We start from the raw sequence: 16,748 nt of genomic DNA, 5'->3' as shown, positions 1-16,748 counted from the left end.
TGGCGCTAAGGGTTTGCTAAGTCGGCCTGCCTACCATGGTCGAGTTCGCATGCTGCCGATTCGACTCCATGAAACTATTTGCTTCGCTCCTCCTGGCACTGGGACTGCTGGCCGGCCCCGCCGCCGCGGCCCCGGCAAAGGGTGACCGCGCCAAGCCGGCGCCCACTGTGCGGCTGGCGGCGCTGAAGTCGAGCGCGGTCCTGATTCTCGATGCCAGGACGCGCAAGGTGCTGTACCAGAAAAATGCCGATGCCGTGATGCCGATCGCATCGATCACCAAGCTGATGACGGCGCTGGTCGTGCTGGAAGCGCGCCAGGACATGGCGGAAATGCTCACCGTGACCGGGGCCGACGTCGACCGCCTGAAGTTTTCCTCGTCCCGGTTGCGGGTCGGCACCCGCCTGTCGCGCGGCGCGATGCTGCACATTGCCCTGATGAGTTCGGAGAACCGCGCGGCCTCGGCGCTGGGCCGCAACTACCCCGGCGGGACCCGGCGCTTCGTCGCGGCGATGAATGCGAAGGCGCGCGCACTGGGCATGCGCAGCACCCGTTACGTGGAGCCGACCGGCCTGTCGAGCGCCAACGTCTCGACCCCGCAGGACCTGGCGAAACTGGTGATCGCCACCGAAAAGCATGCGCTGATCCGGCGCTATTCGACCGACCGCGAGTTCACGATCCGGCAGGGACGCGAGCGCACCGTCTACCACAGCACCAACCGGCTGACGGCCAACCGCAGCTGGAAGATCCGCCTGCAGAAGACCGGCTACATCTCGGAAGCAGGGCGCTGCATGGTCCTGCATGCGAGCGTGCGCGGCCGTCCGACGGTCATGGTGTTCCTGGATGCGCAAGGGACCTTGTCGCGGGCGGCGGACGCCAACCGCGTACGCAGCTGGCTGGCGACCTACAAGCCGGCACGACCAGGCTGAACGCGCCCTGATCGTGTCACAAATGAAACTACATTTGTGCACATGTAGAAAACTTGCTATCATGTAGGCCCTTCAGGGGAATCGTGCATTCCCCGCACGACGCGGCGAATCCGCTTGACCGCGTCCCATTCCTGGCAATCGACTATGCATGCGCAGCCGCGCTGTCCCGCTCCCGATTGTGTTCGCCCTCCGTATCGCTTTGAAAGGACGAAACGATGACCATTGCTTTTCCCCGACATCTGGCCGAGCGCCTGTCTCCCGATCATTTTGTACTGGCCACCGACCTCGACGGCACCCTGCTGGCCGGCGGCGTCGACGCCCGGCGCCGCGTGCGCGAACTGTTTGCCTCCGCCCGGCCGGGCGTGCGCCTGGTGTTCGTGACCGGGCGCGGGCTGGAATCGATCCTGCCGCTGCTGAGCGACCCCACGGTGCCGACGCCGGATTACATCATTGCCGATGTCGGCGCCACCATCGTGCACGGCGACCTGCGCCCGGTCGACGAACTGCAGCAGGAAATCGCCGCACGCTGGCCGGGCTCGCAGGCGGTGCTGAAGGCGCTCGCCGGCTTTCCCGGCCTGCAGCGCCAGAGCGTGCCGCAGGAACGGCGCTGCTCCTTCCTGGCCAGCGAGAGCGACATCACCCCCGAGCTGCGCGCGGCCGTCGATGCGCTCGGCTGCGACCTGCTGCTGTCGGCCGGCTGCTACCTCGACGTGCTGCCGCGCGGCGTGAGCAAGGGCGCGGCGGTGCTGGGCCTGGCCGCGGCGGTGGGCATCGATCCGACCACCATCGTGGTCGCCGGGGACACGCTCAACGACCTGTCCATGTTCGATACCGGCCTGCGCGGTATCGTGGTCGGCGGTGCCGAGCCGGCGCTGGTGGAAAGCGTGCGCAAACGCCCGCAGGTGCACGTCGCCGCCGGCGAGGGCTGCGACGGCATCCTGGAGGGGCTGGCGCACCATGGCGCGGACCGGCCGGCGCCGGAGCCGGCGGCGCAGGCCGCGTCCGGCGGGGCCGAGCTGGTGATGGTGTATCACCGCCTGCCTTACGACGAGGTGGTCGAGGACGGCGTGCTGCGCCATCGCCGCCCGCGCAGTCCGAACGGCATCATCCCGACCCTGCTGCGCTTCTTCGCCGGCGAGCGCGCCGGTTCCTGGGTCGCCTGGTCGCAGCAGGCCAGCCGCGAACCCGAAGGCTTCGTCACCCACGTCGACGTCGACCGCGAGCGCTATCCCAAGCTGCAGGCGGCGCGCATCGCCCTGACTGCGGACGACATCGACGTGTTCTACAAGAAGTTTTCGAAAGAAGCCTTCTGGCCCATCATCTTTTCCTTCCCCGACAAGGCCGAGTTCAATCAGGCCCACTGGGAGCGCTTCCTGGAGGTGAACCGCCTGTTCGCCGAGCAGACCGCGCGCGAGGCGGGAGAAGGGGCGGTGGTCTGGGTCCACGATTACAACCTGTGGATGGTACCGGCCTTCCTGCGCCCGCTGCGCCCGGATCTGAAGATCGCGTTCTTCCACCATACGGCCTTCCCGTCCAGCGACGTCTTCAACATCCTGCCGTGGCGGCGCGACATCATCGGCAGCCTGCTGCAGTGCGATTACGTCGGCTTCCATATCCCGCGCTATGTCGAGAACTTCGTCGATGCGGTGCGCTCCTTCGCGCCGGTCGACATCTGCGGCACGGTGCCGTGCGCGCCGCGCTTCCTGACCTATGGCTGCGCGCTCGGGGTCGATACCATGACGACCGCGATCGAAGCGGGCGGGCGCCGCGTGCACCTGGGCGCCCATCCGGTCGGCACCGACGTCGGCATGATCGAACGCGTGGTCCGGTCCGCCGAGGTGGCGCAGCAGACCGCCGCCATCCGCGATTACCTGGGCGGGGCTACCGGCATCGTGTCGATCGAGCGGCTGGACTACGTCAAGGGCACGCTCGAGAAGCTGCAAGCCTTCGAGCGCCTGCTGGAACGGCACCCGGAACACATCGGCAAGGTGACGCTGCTGAACGTCATCACGCCGGCCGCGCCGGGCATGGAGATCTACGAGAGCCTGCGCGTCGAGGTCGACCGCACCGTGGGGCGGATCAACGGCCGCTTCTCGACGCTGGACTGGGTGCCGGTGCGCTACTTCTACCGCTCGCTGCCCTTCGACGAGGTGGTCGCCCATTACGCGGCCTGCGACATCGCATGGATCACGCCGCTGCGCGACGGCCTGAACCTGGTGGCGAAGGAATTCATCGCCGCCAAAAAGGCGGCCGGCCGCTCCGGGGTCCTGATTCTGTCGGAATTCGCCGGCGCGGCGGTCGAGCTGCACGGGGCCTTGCTGACCAACCCCTACGACGGCAACGCGATGACGAATGCGCTGCACCAGGCCCTGACCATGGGCGAGGACGAGCGCGCCTATCGCACCGGGCGCATGGCGATGATCGCCGCCGAGCACGACGTGACGCGCTGGGGCGACGGCTTCCTCGCCGCGGTGCAGGCCGCCGGAGAGGCGGAATGAACTACGTGGTCCTGCATAGCGACCTGGGCGCGTGGGCGGTCGCGATCTGCATCGGCATTGCCGTGTGCGTGCTGCTGCATGCCGCGAACCGGATGCTGATCCGGCGCCTCGGCATGTTCGCGCAGTCGACCGCGACTTACCTGGACGACCTCGCGATCAGGATCCTGGGCGCGACCCACCCGGTCTTCATCCTGCTGCTGGGCGTCTGGGCCGCCGCCCAGTGGCTGGTCCTGCCGCCGGAGGCCGCGGCCCTGCTGGCGCGCCTGGCGATCGCGGTGCTGCTGCTGCAGGTCGCGCGCTGGGGCGACGTCGGCATTCGCGACTGGCTGCACCACTACCGCAGCCGGCGCAGCGCCGAGGACGCGGCCAGCACCACCTCCACCGCGGCGCTGGGCTTCGTCGCGCGCACCGTGCTGTGGCTGATCATCGTCCTGATGATCCTCGATAACTTCGGGGTCAACATCACGACCCTGGTCGCCAGCCTCGGCATCGGCGGCATCGCCGTCGCCCTGGCGCTGCAGAACATCCTGGGCGACCTGTTTTCCTCGCTGTCGATCGTGCTGGACAAGCCTTTCGTGGTCGGCGACTTCATCATCGTCGACGACATCGCGGGGACGGTGGCCTACGTGGGCCTGAAGACGACCCGCATCCGCAGCCTGGGCGGGGAGCAGGTGGTGTTCTCGAACAGCGACCTGCTCAAGAGCCGGATCCGCAACTACAAGCACATGGAAACGCGCCGCATCGTGTTCGGCATCCGCGTCGCCTACCAGACCGGCAAGCGCCAGCTGCTGGCGATTCCCGGCATCCTGCGCGAGGCCGTCGAGGCCCAGCCCCAGGCCAGCTTCGACCGCGCGCACTTCAAGGCCTACGGCGTGTCCGCGCTTGAGTTCGAGACGGTGTACTACGTAAAGACTGCCGACTACGGCGTGTACATGGACGTCCAGCAGGCGATCAACGTCGCCCTGTTCGAACGCTTTGCCGAGCAAGACATCGCATTTGCGTACCCGACCCAGACGGTGTATTTTGCGAATGCCGAAACCGATGCGAAGGTGCATGAGGAGGCCCATGCATAAACCGAAACACGCCTGCCTTGCCATTTTGGCACTGGCGGCGGCCGCCATATGCGGCCTTGCCCGTGCGGACAGCGAGGCGACGTCGCCGCTGACCGTGGGTGGGGCGATCCGCTTCAATTATGTCTACAAGAGCTGGCAGACCGATTACCCGAACGGTTTCGTGGGGCTGGACACCGCGCGCATCGACGTGAACTACGACGACGGCAGGCTGATCGGGTCGGCCCAGTACCGCTACAACCGCTTCCCGAAGGGGCAGGGCGGCTATTGGCAGCATTTCCTGCACCATGGCTGGGTCGGCATGCGCTTTGCCGACAAGAGCACCCTGCATGTCGGCCTGGACCAGAATCCGTTCGGCCTGTTTCCCCTGGCGTCGAACAATTTTTACGAATCGATCGCGTTCTACGCCGGCTTCGAGGACAAGTACGACCTCGGCCTCACCTATGCAAGCCGGCCCGGCCCGTTCGAGTGGCAGCTCGGCTTCTATCCGCGCGACGGCGGTTCCTATGGCGGCGGTAGCAATACCGCCGGCGCATCGAACCGCTATTCGTACAACATCGTTCCGGATGATGACGCGCAGGGCTTCGGCACCGGGCAAAATGACCGGGAACGCAACACCCTGATCGGACGCATGGCCTGGCACATCGGTTCCGCGCGGCAGCATGAGGTCGGCATCTCCGGACTCACGGGAACGATCCGCAACGGCGCCGGCGCCGATAGCAGGCGCAATGCGCTGGCCATCCACTACAGCGGCAGCTTCGGCCCGCTCAAGGCCATGCTCGAAGCCCTGCGTTACGACTACCGCACGCGTCATGGCGCGGCGCAGACTTATGATGGGCTGGACCCCAACAGCTTCGTCATGCTTGGCGCCTTCGGTTACCCGTTTCCGCTGGCTTCGAAAGGCGACATCGTCATTGCCAACCTCAGCTACGACCTGCCGGGCAAGCTCGGGCCGTTCGGCGGCTTCAAGGTCTACAACGACTACAGCGTGCTGCACAAGCGCGTCGGCAATTACAAGGACTCCGTGCAGAACGTGACCGGGCTGACTTTCTCCTCCGGAAAGTGGACCTTCTACATGGACTTCATGCTGGGCAAGCACCACCCTTATATTTCGCCGGACTTCGGCGGGCTGGCATCGACGTCCGCGGCGCATGACGGATTCAGCCGTCGAATCAATCTGCAAGCCGGGTACTATTTTTAAGCCGCATGACAATCGACCTGATGGTGGCGGCAGCCAGAAGCTTCCTGTTCGTGCTGGCAGCGATGCTGCCGATCCTGAATCCGGCCGCCACGGCACCGATTTTCTTGAGCCTGACCGAAGGCGCCGCGCCTTCGACCCGCACGCTGCTGGCACGCCGCATCGCGCGCAACATGTTCTGGCTGATGACGGGCTCGATGCTGATCGGCTCCTACGTGCTCGATTTTTTCGGCATCTCGCTGCCCATCGTGCGCGTGGGTGGGGGCCTGATCCTTGCTTCGGTCGCGTGGCGTCTGCTTGGCGCGACGCCCGCCACACCGGACAGCCGCGCAGCGCTCGCCGACACCTTCACGCCGGAGCACGCGCAGCGCCAGGCTTTTTATCCGCTCACCTTTCCGATCAGCTGCGGACCGGCCTCGATCTCGGTCGCCATCACGGTGGGGGTGGCGCTGCACGATGCAGAGCTGGTGATCTCGCTGGCGCGCATGGGCGGCGCATTGCTGGCGCTGGCGCTCATCGGCGTGCTGCTGTATCTCGCCTTTCGTTACGGCGAGCACCTGTTGCGCCTGATCGGCGAAGCGGGGACGGCGGTGTTCCTGCGTCTGACCGCCTTCATCCTGCTGTGCCTTGGCGTGCAGATCGTCTGGGATGGCTTGCGCGAACTGCTGCTCGAGGTGACGGCTGTGTCTTCGCGCCTGGCCGGCATCTAGGGCCTTTTCGGGCCATCCCGGCGATATCCCTGCGCGCGCTGGCGCCGATACCGTCGGCAAGCTTGCGCACCCGCACTTTCAAGACGCAGGCTGGCGCACCGGCGCCGGCGTTGGCGCCGGCGACGGTCTGGGGCCCGGCTGGGCGGCGTTCTGCCGCAGCACCTGGCCCACCGGCCGCGAAATCGTCGAGCGCCGCGCCCCGAGCGCGAAATCGCTGGGACGGTTCAGGCCCGTCGCCACCACCGTCACGCGCATGGCGTCGCCCAGCGTCTCGTCGAACACCGCGCCGAATTTGATGATCGCATCCTCGCTGGTCTGCGCGCAGATGGTGTTCATCACCTGCTTGGTTTCACGCAGTTTCAGGCTCTCTTCGGAAGCGGCGATGTTGACCAGCACCCCGCGCGCGGCGCGCAGGTTCGAGCCGTCCAGCAGCGGACACGAGATCGCCTCTTCGGCGGCCTTGATGGCGCGCTCCTCGCCGCTGTGCTGGGCCGAGCCCATCATCGCCATGCCGGTCTGGCGCATCACCGTGCGCACGTCCTCGAAATCGACGTTGATCATGCCCGGCACGGTGATGATTTCGGCGATGCCGGTGACCGCTTTACAGAGCACCTCGTCGGCGGCGGCAAAGGCCTGCTTCTGGGTGATGTCCTCGCCCAGGACTTCCTCCAGGCGGCTGTTGAGGACGATGACCAGCGAGTCGACACAGCGCGCCAGCGTCGCGATGCCTTCTTCGGCCACGCGCATGCGGCGCGGGCCTTCGAAGTCGAAGGGTTTGGACACCACGCCGACGGTCAGGATACCCATCTCGCGCGCCACTTCGGCGACCACCGGCGCGGCGCCGGTGCCGGTGCCGCCGCCCATGCCGGCGGTGAGGAACACCATGTCGGCGCCCTTGAGCGCGTCGGCGATGGCGCTGCGTTCGTGCATGGCGCTTTCGCGGCCGACGATCGGATCGCTGCCGGCACCGAGGCCGCTCTCGCCAAGCTGGATGCGCTTTTCAGTCTGGGTGCTGGCCAGCGCCTGCGCGTCCGTGTTCGCGCAAATGAATTCGAAGGCGGACAATCCCGAGGACGCCATGTGGCTGACGGCGTTGCCGCCGGCGCCGCCGACGCCGATGATTTTGATGACCGTTTGCGGTTGGGGGACTTTTGGTTCGGACAAGGAAGACTCCGTTGATTAGTGCGACCGGCCGGCCGTGACCATGCCACGGCGGGCGCTGGCAATTGCTGAGCCCACTAGACTACTTGCTGCGGCGCGCACGCGAAAGTTTGAAAACGTTTCAATCGAAAGCATTTGTAATAGCAGGTGCAATCGCGTGCGGAAATTGGCAGGGCTAAAGATTTTTCCTGGTCTTTTGCGCATATACCATTTCTCTGAAGAGGTCGGCGCACGCTTGAAGTCCGCATCTGAACAAAAAGCGCAAACGTCCTAAAATGGATCGCCTGTCACTGCCCACTGCGGCATGGAGAAGGCGCATGAACCTGCTCGATGCAATCGACGAACCGGCCGACCTGCGCAGGCTGCCGCGCGCGCAGCTGACTGTTCTGGCGCGGCAGCTGCGCCGCTTCCTGCTCGATGCCGTGTGCCGCACCGGCGGCCACCTGTCCTCGAATCTCGGCACCGTCGAACTGGCTATCGCACTGCACTATGTGTTCGACACGCCGCGCGACCGCATCGTGTGGGACGTCGGCCACCAGAGCTATGCCCACAAGGTGCTGACCGGACGGCGCACGCGCATGCACACGCTGCGCCAGCTCGGGGGCATTTCCGGCTTCCCGCGGCGCAGCGAAAGCATCCACGACTGCTTCGGCACCGCCCATTCCTCGACCTCGATCTCGGCGGCCCTGGGCATGGCCGAGGCCGCGAAGCTGCGCGGCGAGGACAGCCATGCGGTGGCGGTGTGCGGCGACGGCGCGATGAGTGCCGGCCTTGCCTACGAGGCCTTGAACAATGCCGGCGTTGCGCAGGACCTGCGGCTGCTGGTGGTCCTGAACGACAACGACATGTCGATCTCGCCCGCGGTCGGGGCCTTGACGCGGGCCTTGCAGCGTTATCGGGAACAGCCCTCGGCCACCCTGTTCGGCGAGCTCGGCCTGCAGTATGCCGGGCCGGTGGACGGTCACGATCTCGACGCCCTCATTCCGGCACTGGCAAGCCTGCGCCAGCGCAGGGGGCCGCAGCTGCTGCACGTGGTCACGCGCAAGGGCAAAGGCTACGAACGGGCGGAAGCCGAGCCGACCCGCTACCACGGCACCGGCAAGTTCGACCCGGCGCAGGGGCTGCCCGCTGCATCGAAGCTGGCCAGGCCGGCCTACACCGACATCTTCGGCGACTGGCTGTGCGACATGGCGGCGCAGGACCAGCGCCTGGTCGCCATCACCCCGGCGATGCGCGAAGGCTCGGGCATGGTGCGCTTTGCGCAGATGTTCCCGTCACGCTTCTTCGACGTCGGCATCGCCGAGCAGCATGCGGTCACCTTCGCCGGCGGCCTGGCGGCGGCGGGGATGAAGCCGGTGGTGGCGATCTATTCCACCTTCCTGCAGCGCGCCTACGACCAGCTGATCCATGACGTGGCGTTGCAGAACCTCGACGTGACCTTCGCGATCGACCGCGCCGGGCTGGTGGGGGCGGACGGCGCGACCCATGCCGGCAATTACGACATCGCCTTCCTGCGCTGCATCCCCAATATGCTGCTGATGGCGGCCGCCGACGAAAACGAGTGCCGGCGCATGCTCACCACCGCCTACCGGCATGCCGGTCCGGCGGCGGTGCGCTACCCACGCGGCAGCGGCAGCGGCAGCGGCGTGGCGGTGGAGCGGGCGCTGGAGCCGATTCCGCTCGGTCGCGGCGAGATCCTGCGGCGCGGGAGCGGGACCGCGATCCTGGCCTTCGGCTCGATGCTGGCGCCGAGCCTGGCGGCGGGCCTGGAGCTGGGCGCGACCGTCGCCAACATGCGCTTCATCAAGCCGCTCGACCTCGAACTCATTACCCTGCTGGCCCGCGAACACCGGCAGCTGGTGACGGTGGAAGAGGGCGCGGCGATGGGCGGCGCCGGGTCGGCGGTGGCGGAGGCGCTGCTGGCGGCAGGGATCGTCAAGCCGCTTTTGACCCTGGGCCTGCCCGACCTGTTCATCGAACATGGCGATCCCGCAGCCCTGCTCGGCGCCGTCGGACTCGACGCGGCCGGCATCGCCGCCGCCATCCGGCAGCGCTTCGGCATGAGCGAGGCGCGGCTCGCCGTGCACGCCGGCTGAACAGGCCCGAACCACGGCGAGGTGCCACATGCTCACGCAGCCGCAGACCCCGGGCTTGCCCCAGCAGCCATCCGGCAGTTCCTTCAGGATGGCGATGCAGATCCTGCCGGCCCGCCAGCGCGACGCGATGTTCGCGATCTACGCGTTCTGCCGCGCGGTCGACGATGTCGCCGACGGCACGGGCTCGGCGCCGGACAGGCGCGCCGCCCTCGAAGGCTGGCGCGACGCGGTCGACGCCTGTTACGTCGGCGCGGCGCCACCACAGCTTGATCCGCTGGCGCGGCATATCGCCGCCTTCGACCTGGCGCGCGCCGACTTCCACGCCGTCATCGACGGCATGCTGATGGATGCCCAGGACCGCCCGATCTGCGCCCCGCCGGCGGACACGCTCGACCTGTACTGCGACCGCGTGGCCGGCGCCGTCGGGCGGCTGTCGGTGCGGGTGTTCGGCATGCCGCCCGACGATGGCGTACTGCTGGCGCACCACCTGGGGCGCGCGCTGCAGCTGACCAACATCCTGCGCGACATCGACGAAGACGCCGCCATCGGCCGCGCCTACCTGCCGCGCGAGCTGCTGGACGCCGCCGGGCTCGAGCCGCAGGCCTGCGGGGAGGCCGGCGCGATCGCCGCGCATCCGGCCTTGCCGCTGGCCTGCACGCGTCTGGCGGACCAGGCGCAGCGTCACTATGCGAAAGCCGGCATCGTCCTGCGCCGCAACAGCCGACCCTGCACACGTGCGCCGCGCTTGATGGGCGCGGTGTACCAGGCGCTGCTGGCGCGACTGGCGGCGCGCGGCTGGCGCAGTCCGCGCGCGGCCGTCAAGCTGGGCCGCGCCGAACGCATCGGCATCCTGCTGCGGCATGTCGTCCTCTAGCCTTGAAAGGAGCTGGCAATGCGATATCGCGCGGAATGGCCGAGGATGGACCGGATGCGCCTGCCGCTCGGCGCCGGGCGGGATGTGGCCGTCGAGCCGCCGCTCGGGCAGGCGATCGAGGCGGCGCTGGACGCCGTGCTGTCCGAGCAGCGCGCGGACGGCCACTGGGTCTACGAACTGGAGGCCGACGCCACCATCCCGGCCGAGTACGTGCTGTTGCTGCATTACCTGGGCGAGCCCGCCGACGCCGAACTCGAAAGCAAGATCGCGCGCTACCTGCGCCGCACCCAGGGCGCGCATGGCGGCTGGCCGCTGTTCCACGACGGCGGCTACGACCCGAGCGCCAGCGTGAAAGCGTATTTTGCGCTGAAGATGATCGGCGACCCGCCGGATGCGCCGCACATGGCCAGGGCGCGCGCGGCGATCCTGGCGCATGGCGGGGCCGAACGCAGCAATGTGTTCACGCGCATGCTGCTGGCGCTGTACGGCGAGGTGCCGTGGGACGCGGTGCCGGCGATGCCGGTCGAAATCGCGCTGCTGCCCGGCTGGTTCCCCTTCCACATCGCCAAGGTCTCGTACTGGACGCGCACGGTGATGGTGCCGCTGCTGGTGCTGGGCAGCCTGCGCCCGCGCGCGCGCAACCCGCGTGCGGTCGGCGTGGCCGAGCTGTTCGTGGCGCCGCCCAGCCGGATGGGCCTGGCCCCGCGCGCGCCGCACCAGGGGCGCCTGTGGTTTGCTTTCTTCCGCGCGGTCGAGGCGCAACTGCGCCGGCTGGAGCCGCGGGTGCCGGCGCGGCTGCGCCGCCGCGCGATCGAGGAGGCCGCCGCCTTCGTGCGGGCGCGCCTGAACGGCGAGCATGGCCTGGGCGCGATCTTCCCGGCCATGGTCAACGCGGTGCAGATGCTCGACGTGCTGGGCGTGCCGCGCGACCATCCCGAGAACATCGCCGCCCGCCGCGCCATCGACAGGCTGCTGGTGGACCGCGGCGACGAAGCCTATTGCCAGCCGTGTTTTTCTCCGGTGTGGGACACGGCCCTGATGTGCCACGCGCTGATCGAGACCGGCCTGCCGGCGGCGCGCGACGCGGCGATGCGCGGCCTCGACTGGCTGCTGCCGCTGCAGATCCTCGAGCGCGACGGCGACTGGGGCCTGCGCCGTCCCGGCCTGCGCCCCGGCGGCTGGGCCTTCCAGTACGAGAACGCGTATTACCCGGACGTCGACGATACCGCCGTGGTGGCGATGGCCATGCACCGCGCCGACCCCGTCCGCTATGCCGCCGCGGTCGCCCGCGCGCAGGAGTGGGTGGTGGGGATGCAGTCGCGCGGCGGCGGCTGGGGCGCCTTCGAGGCCGACAACACCCAGCGCTACCTGAACAACATTCCCTTCGCCGATCACGGCGCGCTGCTCGACCCGCCCACCGCGGACGTGTCGGCGCGCTGCCTGTCCATGCTGGCGCAGCTGGCACCCGGCGCGCCGGCTGGCCGCGGCGCGCCGGCCGGGCGGGCGCTGAGCTGGCTGCTGCGCAACCAGGAAAAGGATGGCAGCTGGTATGGGCGCTGGGGCGTCAACTATATCTACGGCACCTGGAGCGCGCTGTGCGCGCTGGGCGTCTGCGGGCTCGAAACGCAGGCCAGGCCGGTGGCGCGCGCCGTCGCCTGGCTGACGGCGATCCAGAATCCGGATGGCGGCTGGGGCGAAGACGGCGACAGCTACCGGCTCGACTACGACGGCTGGCGACCGGCGCCCTCGACCCCTTCGCAGACCGCCTGGGCGCTGCTGGGCCTGATGGCGGTCGGCGCGGCGGACACGCCCGCGGTCCGGCGCGGCATCGCCTGGCTGATCGACGGCCAGCGCGGCGACGGCCTGTGGGACGAGCCGCAGCACACCGCCACCGGTTTCGAGCGTGTCTTCTATCTGCGCTACCACGGCTACGCGCGCTACTTTCCCTTGTGGGCGCTGGCGCGTTACCGCAATCTGCGTGGCGGCGGCGCTCACCGCCTGGCCGGGCTGGGGATGTGATGGGTGCGCCCGGCGCGCAGGCGGTGGTGGCGGCCGTGTGCGGCTTGCCCTTCGAAGCCGCGATCGCGGCGGGGCCGGGCGTTGCGCCCGTTTGCGGACCCGGCCCGGCGCGGGTCGCGGCCGGCCTGCAAGCGCTGCTGGCCGGCCAGCGCCCCGGCATCATCAGTGTAGGCATCGTCAGCTTCGGCTGCGCCGGCGGCCTGGACCCCGGACTGGCGCCGGGCAGCTGCGTGGTGGCGACCGCCGTACTGACCCGAACCGGCATTGTCGCCGCCGACCCGGCATGGGTGCAAGCCTTGCTGGCGCGCCTGCCGGATGCGCGGGCAGGGTTGCTGGCCGGGATGGATCTGCCGCTCGCCGCGGCGGCCGGCAAGGCGCAGCTCTGGCGCGACAGCGGCGCCTGCGCGGTGGACATGGAGTCGCATGTGGCCGCGCGCGAGGCCCAGCGCCTTGGTTTGCCCTTCGCCGCCTGCCGGGTCGTGCTCGATCCGGCTTGGCGCAGCCTCCCATCCTGCGCGCTGGCGGCGCTGCGCGATGACGGCGGCACCGTCTGGCTGCCGCTGCTGGGCGCGCTGGCGCGCTTGCCGCGCGAGCTGGCGCCGCTGTGCGGGTTGGCGCGCGAAGCCTGGCTGGCGCGGCGCGCACTGCGCCGCGTACGGGCACGGCTCGGGCCTCATTTCTCCTTGCCGTAGTCCGGCAGCGGCGCTTCCTTGCCTTCGTCCAGCTGGCTGCGGCGGCGCCCCAGGTAGGCGTCGCGCACGAACAGGTAGCGGTCCAGCGCCGCCTGCTCCAGCAGGTTGGTCGCGTTCAGGTAGCGTGCGCGGGTACTGACGAAGTTCAGGCCCCACAGGCTGTTGCGCCAGGCCGGATCGGTATAGCTGACCGGCTCGGCAAACTGGTCGACGCCGAAGCCGGCCGCATCGCGGAAGGTGCTGGGCCCGAACAGCGGCAGCACCAGGTAGGGCCCGCTCGGCACGCCGTAATGGCCCAGGGTCAGGCCGAAGTCCTGGTCGCGCTTCGGAATGCCGGCCGGCGTGGCGATGTCGAGTACCCCGAGCAAGCCGAAGCTGGTATTGACGGCGATCCGCATCAGGTCGTTCATGCCGTCCATGATGCGCAGTTGGGCGAAATCGTTGAACATGACCGGGAAGTCGCCGAGGTTCGAGAAGAAATTCTCGACCCCGGTACGGATCGGACGCGGTACCACGCGGGTGTAGCCCCGCGCGACCGGCCGTGCGAAGTTGCGGTCGATCGCTTCGTTGAAGCGCCAGGTGCTGCGGTTGAGCGGCTCCAGCGGGTCCGCCGTATTGCGGTTCGGACCGCTGGCGCAGCCGCCCAGCGTGACGAGTAAAGGCGCGAGCAGCGCGGGGAGCAAGACGCGGACGCCGGGCTTGCGGCCGATGGCCCGCGGCGGGGTCGATGGGTTGCGTGCTTTCATGGCGTTTTTTCTTCGGATCGGGGAGAGGGCGGCGACACGCGCGGCTTGCCCAGCAGGATGGGCTGGAAGAACACGGCGCCGATGAGGGTACAGACCAGCGACAGCGCCAGCAGCTTGCCCATGCTGGCGGTGCCGGCGTGATTCGACAGCCACAGGCTGCCGAAAGCGGTGCCGGTGGCGGCCGCGCTGAGGATGATGGCCTGGGTCAGCGGATGTTCGAGCTGGGCCGGATGGCCGGCGCGCCAGGCCATGATGTAATAAATCTTGAAAGCCACCCCGACCCCCAGCAGCAGCGGCAGCGCGATGATGTTGGCGAAATTGAGTTCGATGCCGAGCAGGACGCAGGCTTCCAGCGTCACCAGGCTGGAGACCAGCAGCGGGAGCATGGTCAGCATGACGTCGCCGAAGCGCCGGAAGCTGAGCCACAGCAGCAGCGTGATGGTGAGCACCGCCAGCAGCGCCGCCTGCACGAAAGCCTCGACGATCAGGTCGGCGGCGTGGCGCACCGAGATCGGACCGCCGCTGGCCTCGGGCGCGACCCGCAGCACGGCGTCGGTGAACCGCTGTAGCCGCTGGTCGCCATGGTCCTCGCTGTCTGCCTTACGCTGGCCGGTAGGGCCGGTGCCGGGCGCGCGCTTCGGACTCACGTCCACCAGCGCCCGGCCGTCGGCGGCGATCCAGCTGCCTTTCATCTCCGCCGGCAGGGTGGCCAGCGTGACCGGGCCGGGTTGCAGCGCCAGGCGCAGCGTGTCCAGGGCCAGCCTGAGCGGCCCGGCGAGCGCCCGTTCGGCACGCTCGCGCGCGGCGGCGTCCGCATTGGCCAGCGCAGTCAGCGCCCGCGACAGCCGCCTGGCCGGTGCCGCGCCGGGTCCCGGATGGTCGAGCGCCGCATTGCGCAGCGCTTGCGCCGCCGTGCGCAGTGCCGCCACGCGCTGCGGGTCGGTGGCCGGCGCCGCCGGTTGCTGCGCCAGCACCGGCAGCAGGCGCGCGGCGACGGCGGCGACGGCTTGCAGTTTCTCGGGCTGCGCTTCGGGGATCAAGCTGGCGGCGGTCATCGCGCCGCCCACCTCGGGCAGGCGTTCGAGGCGCGCCGCCATCGCCTGGGCATCCGCCAGCGATGCCGCCAGCACCTGCACGTTGTCGATGCCGATGTCGGTGCCGCGCGACAGCGAGGCCAGCGTCGCCATCGATTCGCTGCGCGGGTTCTTGAGGTGCAGCGGATTGAAGTCGAACTCGAGCCGCCATAGCAGCGGGATGCCTGCGATCACCAGCGCCAGGGTCGCCGCCAGCAAGGTGCGGCGATGCGTCTGCAGCGCGCGGTCGACCGGGGCCAGCCAGGGGTAGCCGGGCGCGGCGCGGCTGGGCGGCGGGTCGATCAGCTGGATCAGGGCCGGCAGCACCGTCAGGCAGGCCGGCAGCGCGACGAACAGGATGCCGACGCCCGCGATCTGCCCCAGTTCCGCCACGCCGCGGTAGGCCGTCGGCAGGAAGGCCAGGAAGCCCAGCGCAGTGGCCGCGGCGGCCAGCGCCAGCGGCAGCGCGATCGCGCGCGCGGCGGCCAGCAGCGCGGCGTGGGTGGACGGAATTTCGCGCCGCAGCTCCCTGAAGCGCATGCCGAACTGGATGCCGAAGTCGATCCCGAGGCCGACGAACAGGATCGCGAAGGCCACCGAGATCAGGTTCAGCGCGCCCACCATCAGCAGGCCCAGCGCCGCGGTAAGCACCAGCCCGCCCAGCATGACCAGGCACAGGGCCAGCACCAGTTTCGTCGCACGCAGCGCCCGCCACAGCAGCACCAGCACGACGACCACGGGCAGCGCGCCGGTGAGCGGCGAGCCTTCCTGCAGCGAGGCGAATTCGTCGTCCGAGAGCGGAATCGGCCCGGTCAGGGCGACGCCGGCGCCGTAGCGCTCGTGCAGGCGCAAGTCGCGCGCCGCGGCGCGGATCGCCTCGCTGGAAGGTGCCCCGGGCAGCAGCTCGCTGTAGTCGAGCGCCGGCCGCACTTCGACCAGACCCGGCTCCACCGCAGCCGGGTCGGCGTCGACCAGGTTCTGCCAGGACAGCGCTGCAGGCCGCCCAACGAGCACGCCCTCGACCGTGTCCGCGCTGCGCCACAGCAGCGGCGCCATGCCGGGGAGCGTGAGCTGGCCGGTCTGCAGCGGCGTGAGCAGGGACACCGACAGCAGGTTGGCCAGGCCGCGCAGCGAAGGGTCGCGCGCCAGGGCATTCAGCAGCGGACGCGCATCGAGCAGTTGCCCGCTCAGCGTCTGCAATTGCGGCAGGTCGAGGTAGAGCAGACCGTTGTGCCGGAAGAACTCGCTGCCGGCACCCAGGCTGACCGAATGGAAGCGCTGCGGCTGCGCATGCAGGCGTTCGGCCAGCTCGCGGGCCGCCTGGGCTGCGAATTCCGGCGCCGGCGCGCGTACCACGGCCAGGGTCGTGTCGCTGCGGTTCGGGAAGGCGGCGGCGATGGCGGCGTCGCGCCGGGTCCAGGGCGTGTCGGCCTCGATCAGCTTCGCGACATCGGTGTTGATGGCGAAATGGCGCGCGGTATACAAACCGGCAAGCAGGACCAGCAGCGCGAAGGCGCCAAGCACCACCCACGGATGGCGCGAGGACAGGTGGACGACCCGGCAGATCAGCTTGGTCAGCATCGCGCGGCCCTGGGAGAAAAATGTTTAGACCTACGATGCGCGCCGGCGACTGCAACGGAACGCCTGGGCCGGCTGCCGGTCTTACCAGGGTCTGGCCCTGGAGG

12 protein-coding genes are annotated in these 16,748 nt (G+C 69.2%); 9 read left to right on the top strand and 3 right to left on the bottom strand.

All coding sequences use genetic code 11. The features are described 5' to 3' along the window. Positions 1-68 precede the first annotated feature (68 nt). The 5 genes from pbpG (at position 69) to NX782_RS00100 (ending at position 6,402) form a co-directional block, all read left to right on the top strand. Complete coding sequence (gene pbpG / locus NX782_RS00120; protein ID WP_258843442.1) at positions 69-926, top strand: D-alanyl-D-alanine endopeptidase; 858 nt, start codon at positions 69-71, stop codon at positions 924-926. 215 nt (positions 927-1,141) lie between these two features. After that, positions 1,142-3,424 carry a glucosylglycerol-phosphate synthase gene (gene ggpS, locus NX782_RS00115; RefSeq protein ID WP_258843440.1) on the top strand — a complete coding sequence of 761 codons (2,283 nt, stop codon included), beginning with the start codon at positions 1,142-1,144 and terminating at the stop codon, positions 3,422-3,424. Continuing rightward, positions 3,421-4,497, top strand: coding sequence for a mechanosensitive ion channel family protein (locus NX782_RS00110; protein ID WP_258843439.1), 1,077 nt, complete (start codon positions 3,421-3,423; stop codon positions 4,495-4,497). The genes ggpS and NX782_RS00110 overlap by 4 nt, the downstream gene beginning before the upstream one ends. After that, the gene (locus NX782_RS00105) at positions 4,490-5,695 is read left to right on the top strand and encodes a hypothetical protein (protein WP_258843438.1); all 1,206 of its coding nucleotides are present in this window, start codon (positions 4,490-4,492) and stop codon (positions 5,693-5,695) included. Before NX782_RS00110 ends, NX782_RS00105 begins: the two co-directional genes overlap by 8 nt. A gap of 5 nt (positions 5,696-5,700) precedes the next feature. Further along, a complete protein-coding gene (locus NX782_RS00100; protein ID WP_258843437.1) occupies positions 5,701-6,402 on the top strand; it encodes a MarC family protein in 702 nt (233 codons plus the stop codon). Positions 6,403-6,480: 78 nt separating this feature from the next. Here NX782_RS00100 and ftsZ read toward each other — a convergent pair whose 3' ends face one another. Further along, a complete protein-coding gene (ftsZ, locus tag NX782_RS00095; RefSeq protein ID WP_258843435.1) occupies positions 6,481-7,566 on the bottom strand; it encodes a cell division protein FtsZ in 1,086 nt (361 codons plus the stop codon). Between the two features lie 314 nt (positions 7,567-7,880). On the opposite strand from ftsZ, the gene dxs reads away from it, so the two are divergent. The 4 genes from dxs to NX782_RS00075 are packed head-to-tail and all read left to right on the top strand — an operon-like array spanning position 7,881 to position 13,244. Then, a complete protein-coding gene (gene dxs, locus NX782_RS00090; protein ID WP_258843434.1) occupies positions 7,881-9,659 on the top strand; it encodes a 1-deoxy-D-xylulose-5-phosphate synthase in 1,779 nt (592 codons plus the stop codon). A 28-nt stretch (positions 9,660-9,687) separates the two neighbouring features. Next, the gene (hpnD, locus tag NX782_RS00085; RefSeq protein ID WP_258843433.1) at positions 9,688-10,533 is read left to right on the top strand and encodes a presqualene diphosphate synthase HpnD; all 846 of its coding nucleotides are present in this window, start codon (positions 9,688-9,690) and stop codon (positions 10,531-10,533) included. Between the two features lie 54 nt (positions 10,534-10,587). Further along, complete coding sequence (gene shc / locus NX782_RS00080; RefSeq protein ID WP_258843763.1) at positions 10,588-12,552, top strand: squalene--hopene cyclase; 1,965 nt, start codon at positions 10,588-10,590, stop codon at positions 12,550-12,552. Beyond that, positions 12,552-13,244 (top strand): phosphorylase family protein, encoded by a 693-nt coding sequence (locus tag NX782_RS00075; protein WP_258843432.1) that lies wholly within the window; start codon positions 12,552-12,554, stop codon positions 13,242-13,244. Before shc ends, NX782_RS00075 begins: the two co-directional genes overlap by 1 nt. Here NX782_RS00075 and NX782_RS00070 read toward each other — a convergent pair. Then, positions 13,226-13,990, bottom strand: a complete 765-nt coding sequence (locus NX782_RS00070) for an MlaA family lipoprotein (protein WP_258843431.1) — start codon at positions 13,988-13,990, stop codon at positions 13,226-13,228. The two genes, NX782_RS00075 and NX782_RS00070, sit on opposite strands and share 19 nt — an antisense overlap. Then, positions 13,987-16,644 carry a hopanoid transporter HpnN gene (gene hpnN / locus NX782_RS00065; RefSeq protein WP_258843430.1) on the bottom strand — a complete coding sequence of 886 codons (2,658 nt, stop codon included), beginning with the start codon at positions 16,642-16,644 and terminating at the stop codon, positions 13,987-13,989. Before hpnN ends, NX782_RS00070 begins: the two co-directional genes overlap by 4 nt. Between the last annotated feature and the right edge of the window lie 104 nt (positions 16,645-16,748).

This window comes from Massilia norwichensis (genome assembly GCF_024753245.1).
GTDB classification, from domain to species: domain Bacteria; phylum Pseudomonadota; class Gammaproteobacteria; order Burkholderiales; family Burkholderiaceae_D; genus Telluria; species Telluria norwichensis.
This window is presented reverse-complemented; position numbering and strand designations above follow the sequence as displayed.

Bases quoted from the DNA above. Each gene is read 5' to 3' on its own strand.
- pbpG (WP_258843442.1), top strand. From the start codon at position 69: ATGAAACTATTTGCTTCGCTCCTCCTGGCACTGGGACTGCTGGCCGGC.
- ggpS (WP_258843440.1), top strand. From the start codon at position 1,142: ATGACCATTGCTTTTCCCCGACATCTGGCCGAGCGCCTGTCTCCCGAT.
- NX782_RS00110 (WP_258843439.1), top strand. From the start codon at position 3,421: ATGAACTACGTGGTCCTGCATAGCGACCTGGGCGCGTGGGCGGTCGCG.
- NX782_RS00105 (WP_258843438.1), top strand. From the start codon at position 4,490: ATGCATAAACCGAAACACGCCTGCCTTGCCATTTTGGCACTGGCGGCG.
- NX782_RS00100 (WP_258843437.1), top strand. From the start codon at position 5,701: ATGACAATCGACCTGATGGTGGCGGCAGCCAGAAGCTTCCTGTTCGTG.
- dxs (WP_258843434.1), top strand. From the start codon at position 7,881: ATGAACCTGCTCGATGCAATCGACGAACCGGCCGACCTGCGCAGGCTG.
- hpnD (WP_258843433.1), top strand. From the start codon at position 9,688: ATGCTCACGCAGCCGCAGACCCCGGGCTTGCCCCAGCAGCCATCCGGC.
- shc (WP_258843763.1), top strand. From the start codon at position 10,588: ATGCGCCTGCCGCTCGGCGCCGGGCGGGATGTGGCCGTCGAGCCGCCG.
- NX782_RS00075 (WP_258843432.1), top strand. From the start codon at position 12,552: ATGGGTGCGCCCGGCGCGCAGGCGGTGGTGGCGGCCGTGTGCGGCTTG.
- NX782_RS00070 (WP_258843431.1), bottom strand. From the start codon at position 13,990: ATGAAAGCACGCAACCCATCGACCCCGCCGCGGGCCATCGGCCGCAAG.
- hpnN (WP_258843430.1), bottom strand. From the start codon at position 16,644: ATGCTGACCAAGCTGATCTGCCGGGTCGTCCACCTGTCCTCGCGCCAT.